17 protein-coding genes are annotated in these 15,104 nt (G+C 61.0%); all 17 read right to left on the reverse strand.

What is annotated here, in order from left to right; genetic code table 11:
- Positions 1-11 precede the first annotated feature (11 nt).
- Positions 12-1,202: a peptidoglycan DD-metalloendopeptidase family protein gene (locus IE087_RS13865; RefSeq protein ID WP_189369927.1), complete on the reverse strand. Its 1,191-nt coding sequence runs from the start codon at positions 1,200-1,202 to the stop codon at positions 12-14.
- Between the two features lie 68 nt (positions 1,203-1,270).
- Positions 1,271-1,921 carry a protein-L-isoaspartate(D-aspartate) O-methyltransferase gene (locus tag IE087_RS13870; protein WP_189369928.1) on the reverse strand — a complete coding sequence of 217 codons (651 nt, stop codon included), beginning with the start codon at positions 1,919-1,921 and terminating at the stop codon, positions 1,271-1,273.
- Positions 1,918-2,700 (reverse strand): 5'/3'-nucleotidase SurE, encoded by a 783-nt coding sequence (gene surE / locus IE087_RS13875; RefSeq protein ID WP_189369929.1) that lies wholly within the window; start codon positions 2,698-2,700, stop codon positions 1,918-1,920. The genes IE087_RS13870 and surE overlap by 4 nt, the downstream gene beginning before the upstream one ends.
- 107 nt (positions 2,701-2,807) lie before the next feature.
- Entirely contained in the window at positions 2,808-3,455 is a 648-nt protein-coding gene (locus IE087_RS13880) for a class I SAM-dependent methyltransferase (RefSeq protein WP_189369930.1), read from the reverse strand.
- A 31-nt stretch (positions 3,456-3,486) separates the two neighbouring features.
- Entirely contained in the window at positions 3,487-4,128 is a 642-nt protein-coding gene (locus IE087_RS13885) for an SDR family NAD(P)-dependent oxidoreductase (RefSeq protein WP_189369931.1), read from the reverse strand.
- Positions 4,129-4,159: 31 nt separating this feature from the next.
- Positions 4,160-4,450: a type II secretion system protein N gene (locus IE087_RS13890; RefSeq protein WP_189369932.1), complete on the reverse strand. Its 291-nt coding sequence runs from the start codon at positions 4,448-4,450 to the stop codon at positions 4,160-4,162.
- A 109-nt stretch (positions 4,451-4,559) separates the two neighbouring features.
- The gene (locus tag IE087_RS13895) at positions 4,560-4,970 is read right to left on the reverse strand and encodes a DUF1801 domain-containing protein (protein WP_189369933.1); all 411 of its coding nucleotides are present in this window, start codon (positions 4,968-4,970) and stop codon (positions 4,560-4,562) included.
- 44 nt (positions 4,971-5,014) lie between these two features.
- Positions 5,015-6,469 (reverse strand): amidophosphoribosyltransferase, encoded by a 1,455-nt coding sequence (gene purF, locus IE087_RS13900; RefSeq protein ID WP_189369997.1) that lies wholly within the window; start codon positions 6,467-6,469, stop codon positions 5,015-5,017.
- Between the two features lie 116 nt (positions 6,470-6,585).
- Positions 6,586-7,155, reverse strand: a complete 570-nt coding sequence (locus tag IE087_RS13905; RefSeq protein WP_189369934.1) for a hypothetical protein — start codon at positions 7,153-7,155, stop codon at positions 6,586-6,588.
- Positions 7,156-7,399: 244 nt separating this feature from the next.
- A complete protein-coding gene (locus IE087_RS13910) occupies positions 7,400-7,954 on the reverse strand; it encodes a CvpA family protein (RefSeq protein WP_189369935.1) in 555 nt (184 codons plus the stop codon).
- 33 nt (positions 7,955-7,987) lie between these two features.
- A complete protein-coding gene (gene radA, locus IE087_RS13915; RefSeq protein ID WP_189369936.1) occupies positions 7,988-9,355 on the reverse strand; it encodes a DNA repair protein RadA in 1,368 nt (455 codons plus the stop codon).
- 49 nt (positions 9,356-9,404) lie between these two features.
- Positions 9,405-9,851 carry a paraquat-inducible protein A gene (locus IE087_RS13920; protein WP_189369937.1) on the reverse strand — a complete coding sequence of 149 codons (447 nt, stop codon included), beginning with the start codon at positions 9,849-9,851 and terminating at the stop codon, positions 9,405-9,407.
- 47 nt (positions 9,852-9,898) lie between these two features.
- A complete protein-coding gene (locus tag IE087_RS13925) occupies positions 9,899-10,648 on the reverse strand; it encodes an ABC transporter ATP-binding protein (protein ID WP_189369938.1) in 750 nt (249 codons plus the stop codon).
- 43 nt (positions 10,649-10,691) lie between these two features.
- Positions 10,692-11,465: an MlaE family ABC transporter permease gene (locus IE087_RS13930; RefSeq protein ID WP_189369939.1), complete on the reverse strand. Its 774-nt coding sequence runs from the start codon at positions 11,463-11,465 to the stop codon at positions 10,692-10,694.
- Positions 11,462-12,496 (reverse strand): alanine racemase, encoded by a 1,035-nt coding sequence (gene alr / locus IE087_RS13935; protein ID WP_189369940.1) that lies wholly within the window; start codon positions 12,494-12,496, stop codon positions 11,462-11,464. The genes IE087_RS13930 and alr overlap by 4 nt, the downstream gene beginning before the upstream one ends.
- Positions 12,497-12,552: 56 nt before the next feature.
- Positions 12,553-13,341, reverse strand: a complete 789-nt coding sequence (locus IE087_RS13940; RefSeq protein WP_189369941.1) for a DUF1194 domain-containing protein — start codon at positions 13,339-13,341, stop codon at positions 12,553-12,555.
- Positions 13,342-13,484: 143 nt separating this feature from the next.
- Positions 13,485-14,978, reverse strand: coding sequence for a replicative DNA helicase (locus IE087_RS13945; RefSeq protein ID WP_189369942.1), 1,494 nt, complete (start codon positions 14,976-14,978; stop codon positions 13,485-13,487).
- Positions 14,979-15,104: the final 126 nt, after the last annotated feature.

Below are 15,104 nucleotides of genomic sequence, written 5' to 3' on the forward strand. Positions count from 1 at the left end.
CAATGCCTGCCTTATTCGAAAAACGGGTTGGGGTTCACACTGTCGAACCCGTCACGCACTTCGAAGTGGACATATGCCGTGTCGCTGGTGTCGCGCAGCTTCGCGATGGATTGTCCGCGCGATACCGTGTCGCCCTTGGCAACAGTCACGTCCGTGACGTTGGCATAGACGGTCAACAGGTTGTCTGGGTGCCGCACAACGATGATGGGCACACCTTCGGCGCTTTCCGTAATTGCAGCGACAGTGCCCCCAGCTGCTGCACTGACAGCGGTGCCTGGTGCTGCCTGGATGTCGATGCCTTCGTTCCGACCCTTTGCATAGTCTCGAATGATCGTCCCCTGAACGGGCAGGGACATTTCTCCGGACTGGGCAGGGGCGCTGGTCTGGCCAACATCCGCAATGGGTTTGGCTGGGTCCGGGGTTGCCGCAGGTGGGTTTGCGGTATCGTCCTCTGGCAGCGGTTTTGCAGAACTGGGGGGCAATGGGGTCGGTGAACCCGCTCCCGGCGATGTCGTGGCCGTAGTGGCCGGTGCTGCTGCGGTTGGGTTTGGCGCATTGGTGCGTGCGACAGGTATCAGCAGATATTGACCTTCGCGCACCGCGAAGTCTGCGCCGAGGCCGTTCCATTCCGCCAGCGATTTTGCAGGCACCTGGTAGAGACGCGCGATTGTAAAGGCCGTCTCGCCGCGTTCCACCCGGTGGCGGATGGGCTCTTGTCCCGTTTGTGGCAGCGGCGTGGTTGTCGGGGCAGTGGCTACAGGCGTCGGCGCGGCGTTGTCGATGGCGTTACCCGCCAGTGTCGTGACATCCACCGAAGAGGGCTGGATCGCGCCGGTTGCAAGCGAAGGTTCTGCCACACGGCGGGGCAGGGCGATGATCTCGCCGTTGCGCAAAGGCACGTCTGGTTCCACGCCGTTGAACTTGGCCAACTCCGAAGCCGGCAAACCGACGCGCGTTGCCACATCCTGCAGCGTATCTCCGCGTCTGGCGACCGCGACCTGGTAGTTTGGATAAGAGATGACGCCGCGATCATCCGGTTCAGGTCTGTCCGCCGTCGCGTTCTGTACTGCATCAGCCGTTGTGAAACCGCCTCCAAGACCGCGCAGGTCAAAATCCAGCGGCTCGTCACAGGCGGCAAGCACCAGCAAGCCACAGGTTGCTATCATGAGAGGCCCACGGGGGCGCTGTCGGGTCGGGATCATCTGCGTCGTCCTCTGCCTGACCCCTCGTACATGGGGGCCTTGTCGGTTGCGCGATGTTTACACCAGTTTCAGTCTTTGCCCAAGCCCTCGAGCAAGGGAACAAAGCGCACATCGCGCAATTCGTCATATTCGAGGCCGTTTGCTGTCTTATGCACACGGATCAGGCTTTGCACGGCATCCGATTGACCGACGGGCAACACCATGATCCCGCCCTCTTTTAACTGCCCTAGAAGGGGGCCGGGCGGATCCTCGGCCGCGGCGGTGACGATGATGCGATCAAACGGCGCCTGATCCTGCAAACCAAACGACCCATCCCCGGTGATCGCGGTGATTGTGTGCAGGTTCAGTTCTTCGAAGATGGCGCGCGCCTCGTGGACCAGCCGTCTGTGCCGGTCGATGGTGTAGACCCGGCGCGCCAGCTTGGCGAGGATGGCCGCCTGGTAGCCGGACCCGGTCCCGATTTCGAGCACCTTGTCCCGCGGGGTGACATTCAAGGCTTGGGTCATCAGACCCACGACGGATGGCTGGCTGATGGTCTGCCCACAGGCAATGGGCAAAGGCATATCTTCATATGCACGCTCGGAGAACAGCCCACGTACAAAGGGGCCGCGGTCGATCTCTTCCATCGCGCCCAGCACGCGCTTGTCGGTCACCCCTTTGGACCGCAGCGCATAAAGGAACTGCATCTTGCGCGTGGCCAGATCGGTGTCCTCACTCATGTGGCGATAGACCCCAGCTGGTCCAGCATATCATGCGCTGTGAAATCCGCCCGCATGGGCGTGACAGAGATATAGCCATCCAGATTCACCGCGGCATCCGTGTCGGGGGCTGTGGGAATATGTTGGTTGCCGCCACGAATCCACAAAAAGTTGCGTCCGCTGGGGGATTGCGTCTGTTCGGTATGGAAGCCCACGCCTGGGCGCAGGCCCTGTTGCACAATGCGGGTCCCTTTCACATCCGCCGCCGCCACGGGCGGGATATTGACGTTATAAAAGAGCTGGTAGCCCGGCTGATCCTTTGGCGTTGCGGCAACAATCCGCCCAACAAGTGCCTTGCAGTGGGCAGCCGATGCCTCGAACGGGTCATCCAGTTCACGGTTCGCGGGGCCAAAATACTGCGACAAAGCGATGGATAACACGCCTTGCAGTGCCCCTTCGATGGCCGCGCCAAGCGTGCCGGAATACAGCGCATTCTCGGCCGAGTTGTTGCCCCGGTTTACGCCGGACAGGATCAGGTCGGGCGGGCCGTCCAGCACCTGGTGCAATCCGGCCAGAACACAATCTGCCGGGCTGCCTTCGACGGTGTACCGGTTGGGCGCGATCTGCTGGAACATAAAGGGCCGCGCGTAGTTGATACAATGTCCTACGCCCGATTGCTCAAAGGCGGGTGCGACAGTGGTCACATGCCCGTCCGGTCCGGCCAAATCAGCTGCAATCTTTTCCAGCACCTGAAGGCCGGGGGCCGAGATACCGTCGTCATTTGTGATGAGAATGCGCATGTGATGCCCCTTTGCGCCTTACTATGGGGCCGCGCGTCGCGGGGCAACTGTCGCGGCCTCCGACGAGGATTTTTTTGGACGGGTGACACGGGACCGTTGCGTACCCGCTACGGGCGAGTGGCGATGTATCCATGTGACACGCGGCTGGGTGGACCGCTCTTGAATGGGCACAGCGTGATGTCCGCAAACCCGGCCGCCTCTAACATCAGTTTGGCCTGCGCGGGGTGATACGCGGCATTGCCCCACCGCCATCGCACAAGTGCCGTGCACCAGTGGGGACGAGAGAGGGCAAGGACCAACATGCCGCCGGGTGCAACTTGATCATGCAACCAGGTCAAGGCCGCCTGCGGGTCCTCCAGATGCTCGATCACGTGGGCGCACAACACGATATCCTGTGGCGGGATATGATCCAATTGCCCACCCAACGGGGTTGCAATCGTGACGGCGCCGGGCAAACGGGCCGCGGCTGTGTCGAGCATGGATTGTGAAATGTCCGTCAGTGTCAGGGTGGCGGGTGCTCCGTGTGCGTCCAGCCAAGCCTGTGCAAAGGCCCCTGTGCCGGTGCCGACGTCCAGTACTCTTGGTTCGTTTCCAACAACCGGAACCGAAGACATCAGGTCGGCATAGGCCGCCAGAAATCCCAGCTTGGAAATACCGTCCTGCCAGCCTGTCGCCGCCGCATCGTAGATGGATTGCAGGGTGCCGGACCGCGCAGGCGGTCGGGGCCGGTCAAATCGGGTCAGACGGGTCAGCATGATCCTATTGGGTCATGCTTGCCTGCTCTGTTCAACCGTTGATTTCGGACAGGATACGGGCTGCTTCATCCGCTGGGTTGGCGAGGGGAGTGCGATCTTCGCCCGGATGAAAGCGTGCACGTGTCGCGGTCGGCATGGGCTGCGGCGTGGCGACATGCACCTGTGGGCCGGTCTTGACTGTCTCGGCCTGCCAGCTGCGGGCCAGTGCGATTTGCGCTGCCTTGGTCGCGCCGTATGCGCCGTAGAACGATTGCCCGGCAACCGGATCGTCCATGAATACCGCCTTGCCGGATGTGCCAAGTAGGGGGGCAACATAGGTGATCAGTGTTGCCGTGGCAGTCACATTGCCTGCGATGGACTTTGACATGTCCTTGGCGTCAATCATGCTGGTTGGGGCAAGCGGTGCAGCATGGATCGCACAGTGCACCCACATATCGAGGCTGCCCCAGCGGTCAAAGATGCCACGGCACAGGGTCTGCATGGCCGCGTCATTTCCGATGTCCATGGGCGCCAGAGTTGCTGCACCACCCTTGGCCGTGATCTGGTCATCCAACTCTTCCAAAGCGCCGGTCGTCTTGGCCACCGCGATGATGTGATATGTCGGCGCAAGGGCCAGTGCCATGGCCGCGCCAAGGCCGCGGGATGCACCGGTGATAAGAGCGGTCTGTGTCATGGCCCGCTCATGCCTTGTGGCGGGCCAAGGGTCAAGCTGCAGCCTTTGGCCGGTCCGGCAGAGTAAGCGTGCGTTGGCCGATGCCCCCGGTCAGAACCACGCGATCTTCGCCAATGGCTATCACTGTCCCTTGGCGAAACGTGTCGCCGATCCGCACCATGCGTGTCTGTCCACCGGCTGTCCGCAAGAGCGCGCGCCGGCTGTTTTCAGTGCCCACTACGCCCAGCAGTTGCAGGTTGCGCAGCGGCAGCACACCGTCCTGCGTGGCAAGTTCGGCAGTGGTCTCGTTTGTTTCTTCGGCCATCTGTGTGTTCATCCCCATGAAGCAAGGGGCGCGCGTAACATGGCCTTTTGGCAAGGTGAATGGACCGGCGCCGCGATACGCGAGCCTTTGCCCAGTGACGTGGGGGCATTCGGCGGCGGTGCGCTGATCAGCCCTGACGTTTGGACCTGTGGTAGGTCAGCGTGATGTGGGCAAGGTGCCAAACGGCATCCTCGTCCAATGGCGCATCAAGGTCGAACCCCAACGCACGGCGCCCGTCATTGTGGAATTGCTGTGGATAGCGGTTGTCCATCCGGGCCGCCAAATCGGTCTTGCAGTCGACAAAGGCGAGCAGACGATTTGGCGCTACTGGCGACCAATCCACACGCAACGTTGAGCCGGTGCGCGCGCGCTTTGGACGCCACGCGGGTTGGCCCCATTTCAGGCTTTCATCAAGGGGGCCTATGTCGGCTTGGGTTGCAACGTCGTGAACGATGCCGCGAAGCTGCGCGAAACACGACTGGGCTTTTTCCGGCCAAGTCGCTGTGCGGTCCAATATCTGAGAAGGCGTCGTATCCATGCCAGAAGTATCACCCGACTTGATGACATGATTTGGCAGCAGCGCTACTCAGCCGCCTTCATCTCGAAACCCTTTTCGATCATGTCGGCGGGTTCGACCGGATACTCACCCGAGAAGCACGCGTCGCAGTATTGCGGGCTGGAGGGGTCGCGGCCTGTGGCTTCGCCCACGGCTCGGTAGAGGCCATCCAGCGAGATAAATTTCAGACTGTCGACACCCAAATGCTGGCACATCTCTTCCTCGCTCATGGTCGCGGCGAGCAGTTTTTCCCGCTGGGGCGTGTCAACGCCGTAGAAACAGGGCCAGGCCGTGGGTGGAGACGCGATGCGGAAGTGAACTTCCTTGGCGCCCGCGTCCAGGATCATCTCCTTGATCTTGCGGGACGTGGTGCCGCGCACAACGCTGTCATCGACGAGGATCACGCGCTTGTCCTTGATCAGGGCCCGGTTCACGTTCAGCTTCAGACGCACACCCATGTTGCGGATGCTTTCCGTCGGCTCGATGAACGTCCGGCCCATATACTGGTTGCGGATGATGCCCATGGCGTAAGGAATGCCCGATTCGAGCGAATAGCCGATGGCGGCCGGTGTGCCGCTGTCCGGAACGGGGCAAACAAGGTCGGCTTCGACTGGCGCCTCTTTGGCCAGTTCGCGTCCGATGTTTTCGCGCGTTTCGTACACAGACCGACCACCGAGGATACTGTCGGGGCGGCTGAAATACACATGTTCAAAGATGCAGAAACGCGGCTTTTGCGGGCGGAAGGGGAAGCGGCTGTCGACACCCTTGTCGGTGATCACGACCATTTCGCCCGGTTCGATCTCCCGCACGAACTCAGCGCCGATGATGTCGAGCGCGCAGGTCTCCGAGCTGAGGACATAGCCGGTGTCGAGCTTGCCCAACACCAGTGGGCGCACACCCAATGCATCGCGCACCCCGATCAGCTTGGTGCGGGTCATCGCGACGACGGAAAACGCGCCTTCCACCCGGCGCAGCGCATCTTCCATCCGCTCGGGGATATTGCGCTGCAGGCTGCGCGCCATCAGGTGAATGATGCATTCGCTGTCTGAAGAGGATTGGAAGATCGAGCCGCGCTCAATCAACTCGCGGCGCAGCGCGTCGGCATTGGTGATATTGCCGTTATGGGCAATCGCCGCCCCGCCCATCGCAAACTCACCAAAGAAAGGCTGCACGTCACGGATCGCGGTTTGTCCCTTGGACCCGGCGGTGGAGTAGCGCACGTGGCCGATGGACAAGGACCCGGGTAGCGTTTCCATCACGTCCTGGCTGGTGAAGTTGTCGCGCACATAGCCAAAGCGGCGAGCCGAGTTGAAGCCATGGTCGGGGTGGAAAGCGACGATCCCACCTGCTTCCTGACCCCGGTGTTGCAACGCGTGCAGGCCAAGGGCTACGAAGTTTGCGGCGTCCATTGTCCCAAGGACCCCGAATATCCCACATTCTTCCTTGAGTTTGTCATCATCAAAGGGGTGGGCCAGAGGCATCTGCGCGGGTGCGGCAAGGTCGGACAAGGGGCAGCTCCGAATCCGTGAATGGGATATGGGCGCGGTGTAACAAGACAGGCTGCCCCTGTCACGAAAGGATCACAATTGATCGCGTATTACGCAGCGACCGTGTCCGGTTGGCCAATCTTGCCAGCAGACAGGGCCAGCATGGCACGTGCATCACCGTAGTTGAGCTTGGGAAAGAAACTGTACCCGGTCGCAGGCGCCGCATGGATCAGCAAGCCGGATTGGGCATAGATCATCTCTTCGTCTGCGAAATGCAGTTCAACCAAGTCTGGCCCATGGAACAGGGTGGGGCGGATGCCTGACCAACCGCTCAGCGCTTTGACCGGAACCGAGACCACAGGGGCGTCGATCCAGCGGGCAGGGGTGTGCAGGGCGATGTATGCATCCGCTGGCAACGCGATGTCGGAGCATGTCGAGAGAACGCCGCCGGGGATATGAACCAGCGGTGCGGAGCGATCGGGGCGCGTGATTGCCGTGACTTCAGAAAACCCACCATCCAATGTGGCCACTGCATCGCCCGCTTGCAACGTATCTACTGATGCCCAACCCTTTTCGGTTTCAAGCATTGTATGTGCCGTGACTGTTGCGCTGATGCGTGGTGCGGTTTGCGTCTTGATCGGAGTGATGTCGGCGAAAGCGGCGTCGTGGTTCAGAAACATGGGTGTGTCCTCTGGTCGATCTGTGTTCGTGTTCTGAGGTCAAGAACGCTCCACAAATCTGCCGCTTTTTGGTCACAACCACGGCCAAAGCCGGGCGCTGTTTCGCCACAGTCACCAGTGAGGCGCAGGTTACCCTCACTCTCCGCATCAGGGCGACGCGATTAACCCGCGCTTAACTATGATCGCGTGCAGACGGCACTGCGCGCGCCTTCCAAATGTCTGATTCCCGCTTGGTTGCGGCGCGTTATTCGCCGCAGGCGCCCACAAGGCTCTCGTATTGGCGGGTGATCCAGCCAAGCGCCTCTTCCGGGTTCTGCTCTTCGATCTGGCCCGTAAAGCGGCCAAACACGGCGGCCGACCGGCTTTCGTCAACAATCGTAAATTCCTGACCCGTGATCACCGTGTCGTAGACAAAGAAGGCGATGGCAACCAGAAGGATGCCGCGCGCCACGCCAAAGAGGAAACCAAGGCCCTGATCAATACCGCCAAGGGCAGACCGCTGCACGATGGATGAAAAAAGCGGGGTGAACAGGGACACCACGATCAGCGCAACGGCAAAAACAAGGGCAAAGGCGCCGATGATGCTCAACTCGCAACTGTCGGCGATGAATTCGCCCACTACCGGTATCTCGCGCACCAGCGGTTCGACGCGCGGGGCAAACAGGAATGCGAGGATCGCGGCTGCAATCCAGCCCGCAATTGCCATGGCTTCCCGCACAAAGCCGCGCCCATAGGCCAGCAGGGCCGACAGGATGATGACCACGGCGACAACGCCGTCAATGATGGTGAACCCTTCCATGGTCCTGCCCCTTATGTTCTGCCCGTGCGGCGTCTAGCCTGCGCCGAATACGTCGCCTACAAATCCGGTCAGGTCGCTGAAACGCTTCAGCGCCATTCCCGGTGCACCTTGGGCTTTGCCACCCTTGGGTGCGATGGATGACGAAAAACCAAGTTTTTGGGCTTCTTTCAACCTGTTTTCCGTCTGAGGGGCGGGCCGAAGCGCGCCAGACAGGCTGATTTCGCCAAAAACAACTGTATCTGCCGGTAATGCACTATCCTCGCGTGCAGACAAAAGCGCTGCAGCCACGGCCAGATCGGCGGCAGGCTCGCTGATTTTCATGCCGCCTGCGACATTCAGATACACATCAAGCCCGGCAAAAGGGATGCCACAACGTGCCTCAAGGACGGCAAGGATCATGGCAAGGCGCCCTCCATCCCAGCCCACCACGGTCCGGCGCGCCTGAGAATGCGGGGAGGGCGCAACAAGCGCCTGCATCTCGCACAGAACGGGGCGGGTGCCTTCAATCCCGGCAAAAACGACGGAGCCGGGCGAAGGCTCGCCGCGCTCTGACAGGAACAGGGCGGACGGGTTCGTGACCTCTGCCAGCCCTTTGCCGGTCATTTCAAACACGCCAATTTCGTCTGCCGGGCCAAAGCGGTTTTTGACCGCACGCAAGATGCGGAACTGGTGTCCGCGCTCGCCTTCGAAATACAGCACCGTATCGACCATGTGTTCGACCACCCGTGGGCCTGCGATCTGCCCCTCCTTGGTGACGTGGCCCACAAGGATGATGCTGATGCCCTTCCGTTTGGCAAAGGTTGTAAGCTCATGCGCGGCAGCACGAACCTGAGATACAGAACCGGGCGCGCTGTCCACAGTGTCCAACCACATGGTTTGAATGGAATCGATGATGGCAAGGCCGGGGGCTTCGGCTTCGAGCGTGGTCAGGATGTTGCGCAAGTTGGTGTCGGCGGCCAGTTGCACTGGCGCATCGGACAGCCCAAGGCGCTGGGCACGCATCCGGACCTGCGCACTTGCCTCTTCGCCGCTGACATAGATCGTTTTCAGGCCGTTGCGTGCGAAACGTGCGGCAGCTTGCAACAGAAGGGTGGACTTGCCGATGCCCGGATCGCCGCCCACCAAGATGGCAGAAGCCGGAACCAGTCCACCGCCTAGTACTCGGTCAAGCTCCGCCACCTTGCTTTCGGTCCGTGGCGGCGGCGTTTCCTGCGTCGCCAGATCGGTTAGTGTGACCGTGCTGCCGCGTTTCGTCCCAAGCCCCTTGCCGGATGGCCCGGTCGACAGGCCGGTGTCTTCGCTGATCGTGTTCCATTCACCACAGCTGTCGCAGCGTCCTGACCACTTGGAAAAGGACGCGCCACAGGCGGAACAGGAGTAGGTCGTGGTGGTTTTTGCCATGCGCGTTGGTCTGCCAGTGGGGGCGTGGGTGGGCAAGTCCTTTTCGATGTCACCGGTTGGCGGAAGCCAACGCAGTTTTTTCCGTTCGAAAGCCGACCCACAGCGACGCCAGAATGCAGGCTGTAAACAAGTACAGCCCCCAAGCCACTTCCAGCCGCCCAACGCCCACGCCCTTGGCCACGGTGATGTAGATGGCGATCAGAAAAATGTCCGCCATTGCTAACTTGCCCATCAGGCGCAACCCGGGTGCAAGGCGTGGACTGGCCATATTCCAATGCAGCAGCGCCAGCCCGATGGTCTTGGCCATCGGCGCCACCAGCGCGAACAGGGCAACGACGAGGGCCAGAAAGATATCCGTGCCCCAAAGCGACTGAAGCCCGGTCAGCACTGAAATCTCTTTCAACTTGAACAGAGGCAGCAACCCGGCCTTGAGCAATGGCGCAAACCACGAGATCGGGAACAGGATAAGCAGGGTCAGGTTGATCCAGCGATGCATGATGGCAAGTGGCCGCGCCGGAATGCTGGTGTCAAGCGCTGCGCGGCCTAGCGCACCGTCTCGATCGGCCCTTCCGCCCGTCCGTGAATGAACTGATCCACGTAAGGATCCGTGGCTGCGTCAATGTCCGCGACCGGGCCGGTCCAGCGGATCTTGCCCCCGTGCAGCATCGCCACATTGTCGGCAATAGTGCGAACGGACGTCATGTCATGGGTGATTGTCATCGTGGTCGCGCCCATCTCGGTCACGATCTCGCGGATGAGGTCGTTGATGACGCCCGCCATGATCGGATCAAGCCCGGTGGTCGGTTCGTCAAAGAAGATGATTTCAGGCTCTGCGGCGATGGCCCGCGCTAGCCCAACGCGTTTCTGCATCCCGCCGGACAACTCAGCAGGCAGACGATCCGCCACGTCTGGCGTCAGGCCCACACGCCGCAGCTTTTCGATGGCGATCTCGTGCGCCTCTGCCTTCGGGCGCGCAAGGCTGCCGCGCAACAGGCGAAAGGCCACGTTCTGCCAGACGGGCAGGGAGTCGAATAAGGCTGCTCCCTGAAACAGCATCCCGAACCGGGCCAGAAAGGCATCCCGATCCCCGGTCTGGCTGACGTCCTGCCCGTCCACCGTGATCGTACCCTTCTCGGGTGTGACAAGACCAAGGATGGTCTTGATCGCGATGGATTTGCCGGTGCCGGACCCGCCGATGATCACCATTGACGTGCCGCGCGCAACATGCAGATCGACGCCGCGTAGAACGTGGTTATCGCCAAAACTTTTGTGGATGTTGTCGAGTGTGATCATCTGGCGGGGCCTGTAGCAGACAAAGAAGAGGGCGCGTTCTGGGTCATACGGAAAAGAACACCCCCGTGAGCACGAAATTGGCGGCAAGGATCAGCACGGCAGCAGCCTCAACCGATCCCTTGGTCGCCCGGCCCACACCTTGCGCACCCCGGCCCGAGTTCATGCCGAAATAACATCCCATCAGGGCGGCGATGCATCCGAACACTGCACCCTTCACCAAGCTGGATGTAATGTCCCGCGTTTGCAGGAAATCAACCGTGTTCTGGATGTAGGCCGCGGCATTGAACCCAAGGGTGCCTGTGGCGACGGCGTAACCACCAAAGATGCCGATCACATCACCAACGGCCACCAAAAGCGGCACAACCAGTGTGGCAGCCAGCACGCGGGGCACCGTCAGGTATTTCATGGGATGGGTCGACAGGGTGACCAATGCGTCAATCTGCTCCGTCACCTTCATCGTCGCGATCTCGGCCGCGATGGACGAGGTGACGCGCGCGGCGATCATCAGACCCACAAGGACCGGCCCTAATTCGCGTACCATGCCGATGGCAACAATCTGAGGCACCACGGCCTCAGCGTTAAAGCGGGCACCGCCCGCATAGATTTGCAGCGCCAGCGCGCCGCCTGTGAAAATGGCCGTCAGCCCGACGACAGGCAGGGACAACCACCCGATATTCAGCAGGGCCAGGGCCAGCTCGCGGGGATAAAACGGAGGCCGCAACAGATGGGTGACAGCGCTGCCAAAAAACATCGCCACCCGGCCAATGGCGGCCAGCAGGCCCAGCGTTGCCCGCCCAAGTGCTGCAATCCAACTCATGCCAACAGGCTCCGCTGATAGCGCATGCCAAGGGAGGTCAGGATTTCATAACCGATCGTACCAGCGGCTTCGGCCACCGTGTCGACGGATTGATGGCGACCCATAAGCTGCAACTCCGCCGGATCATGTCCCAGTGTGGTCACATCGGCAGTGATCAGGTCCATGGACACACGGCCCACCACCGGGCAGGGCGTGTCACCCGCGTATAGCGTTGCCTTGGGACCCATTGCGCGGATCAACCCGTCAGCATACCCACCTGAAACGGTGGCGACGCGGCTGTCACGCGGGGCAATCCAAGTGTTGCCGTAACCCACGCTTTCGCCCTGCAAGACATCCCGAACCTGAATAACGGGCAGATCAAGAGTGACCACCGGGGTCGCGTCCGCAAAGGGCAACCCGCCATAAAGCCCAATCCCGGGGCGTGTCATGTCAAAGTGATAGTCCGGGCCAAGAATGGTCCCACCCGTGGCGGCGAGAGAGCGGGGAATGTCCAACCCGTCTGTCATTGCTCGAAACTCGGCCAATTGGCGCGCATTCATGGGATGATCGGGCTCATCCGCACAGGCCAGATGTGACATTATCAAAATAGGGCCTTGGGCGATGGCAATGTCGCGCACGGCGGACCATTCGGCAGGCTCCATACCCAAGCGGTTCATCCCGCTGTCCAGTTGAATGCCAAAAGGGGCACCCGGCAGCGCTTCGACATGGCGCAGCATCTGATCGACAGAGTTGAGCAGCGGGGTCAAGGCTGCTTCGCGGATTGCGTTAGTATCGCCCGCCATGTGACCGGAAAAGACATAGATCGCGGGCCCCTGACCAATCGCCCCGCGCAGCGTGTTGCCCTCTTCGGCCGTGGCGACAAAAAAGCTGCGTACGCCGGCGCGCACAAGTGCACGGCCCACGACAGGCGCGCCCAGGCCGTAGCCATTGGCCTTGACCACCGCACCAGTTTCGCAGGCACTGAGTGCATCAAGAGATTGCCAATTGCGCACAAGCGCGCCGAGGTCGATAGAGAGGGTCGCAGATGTCATGACCGGCTGTTTGGCAGGACGACGCGGATTGGTGAAGGGGAAAATGTGATGTCGGCTCAGGGCAGCGCAAAGATGTCGCGGTTTCGTTCCCAGATTTCCTCCCCGATCAGGCAGTTGTAGGGCACGCTTGCCTGCGCCCGCCACAGCCGTGCAGGCTGTCCGGCAATCTCCAACACCAGCTTGCGCCGCACCGCATCCTCAAACTCCGCCCAATCGGTGACAGGCAGCACAAAGGCGCCGGTGCCGCCAATGACACAGGCGGTGTAGTAGACATCAAGGTCAGGTATGTTCCACCGGGACGTAAATCCATCATCCTGGGTCATCAGCGGCAGCCCATTGATCGTGATGCCGCGCGCCAGAACGGCATCTCGGGCCTGCGTGACCGGGCGCCCCATGTTGTTCGGGCCGTCCCCCGATACGTCGATGACACGGCGCAAACCATCAAAGGCGTTATCATCAATGCTGTCGGCGGCGTGGATTAACGCCCCGGAAATGGAGGTGCGGCGCATCGCATCGTCAAAATGGGCCGTGATCTGATTTGCGATTCTGGACGCATCATCGGGCATCGCCAAGACGGTCCAGGGGACAATTACCCGTTGGTCATGGGACCCGGCCCATTCAACATAGGTGATCGCGATGCGGCCCAGAAAACCACTATTGATGGCGGCCTGCACCTCTGGCGACTGTAGCGCAGTTGCATAGCCACGCCGCTGGATTTCCAACTCGTAAGGCTGCATCGAGCGGCTCACATCAACGGCGAGGAACAGCTCGACATCAACCTCGGTTCGCTCCTGCGCCTGCACGACCGAGCCAACACACACCAAGAAAACAAGAAACCAACGCATGCTGACACTGTGCCGGGCGCGCGTAACGCTGTCCAATCACAACCCGGCCATGCAGCATCTTCTGACAATAAATACCACGGGGACGCCGCAGGCGGGGGCAGAGCCCCAAAAACTTTGGCGTCGCGCGCAGCGCGTCCTTTGGATCAGAACCCGGTGTCGCCACCGCCGCCTTGCTGCCAGGGCTGCACAAGGTTGCCGAAACGGGTAAAGCGGCCCTCAAAGCTCAAGTCCACCGTACCGATGGGGCCGTGACGCTGCTTGCCGATGATGACTTCTGCGCGACCATGCAGCCGTTCCATCTCTTCCTGCCACTTGGCCATCGCTTCCAGATCGTGATCGCCGGGTTTTTCACGCTCTTTATAATACTCTTCGCGGAACACGAACATGACCACGTCGGCGTCCTGCTCGATCGAGCCCGATTCCCGCAAGTCGGACAGTTGCGGCCGCTTGTCTTCGCGGCTTTCGACCTGACGCGACAGCTGGGACAGCGCGATGACCGGGATGTTCAATTCCTTGGCGATGGCCTTGAGGCCCATGGAGATCTCGGCAATCTCCTGCACCCGGTTGTCCGCGCCGCCGCGCACCAGCTGCAAATAGTCAACCATCAGCACATCCAACCCATGGGTCCGCTTCAACCGCCGCGCGCGGGCGGCAAGCTGTGCAATCGGGATGGCGGGCGTGTCGTCGATGAACAGTGGGCAGGCCTCAAGCTGCTTGGCCGCGTCCACAAAGCGCCGGAACTCCGCCTCGGTCATGTCCCCACGGCGGATGTTTTCTGACGGCACCTCTGCAGCTTCGGAGAGGATACGCGCAGCCAACTGCTCGGCGCTCATCTCGAGTGAATAGAAACCGACAACACCACCCTCGATGGCGCCCTCGGACCCGTCCGGCTTAAGCCCCTTCTTGTACGCCTTGGCAATGTTGAAGGCGATATTGGTGGCCAGCGATGTTTTCCCCATCGACGGACGACCTGCAAGGATCAGAAGATCAGACGGGTGCAAGCCCCCAAGCTTCTTGTCCATATCGATCAGACCGGTCGAGATGCCCGCAAGCCCGCCCTCGCGCTGATAGGCGGCATTGGCGACGTTAACTGCGTCCGTTACGGCCTTGAGAAAGCTTTGAAAACCACCCTCTGAGGTGCCTTGTTCGGCCAGCTTGTAGAGCGCCTGTTCGGCTTCGACGATCTGTTCCTTAGGCTCTGACGCCACATCGACTTTGGCCGCTTTCGCGCTGATGTCGCGGCCCAATTGGATCAAGTCGCGCCGCACGGCAAGGTCATAGATCATCTGCGCATAGTCGCGCACGGCAAAGGCACTGATGGCCGCCCCCGCAAGGCGGGCAAGATAGGCCGGACCGCCCAGCTCCTTCAGCCCCTCATCGTCTTCCATGAACGCCTTGAGCGTCACCGGAGAGGCAAGGTTGTTCTTGGCAATCCGGGCCGCCGAAATCTCGAAAATGCGGGCGTGAACCGGGTCATAGAAATGGGTCGGATTGATGATCGCCGCGACACGGTCATAGATGTCGTTGTTAGTCAGGATCGCGCCCAGCAACTGCTGCTCTGCCTCGATCGAGTGGGGCATGGTCTCGGCATCCTGAACCGCCACCCCGGTCGGATTGATTGCTGCAATCTCGTTCATCGCCCCACTCTCTGCTCGTTGTTTTATTGTCCCCGCGTTCCGGGTGTCTTGCCACAAGCGCATAGGCGTTGAAAACCGGGAGCAAGTCTGTGGAAAACCCGGTGGATGCTCCAAAAACGCGGTTTA

The sequence above is a fragment of the Tateyamaria omphalii genome, assembly GCF_014651375.1.
Taxonomy (GTDB): domain Bacteria; phylum Pseudomonadota; class Alphaproteobacteria; order Rhodobacterales; family Rhodobacteraceae; genus Tateyamaria; species Tateyamaria omphalii.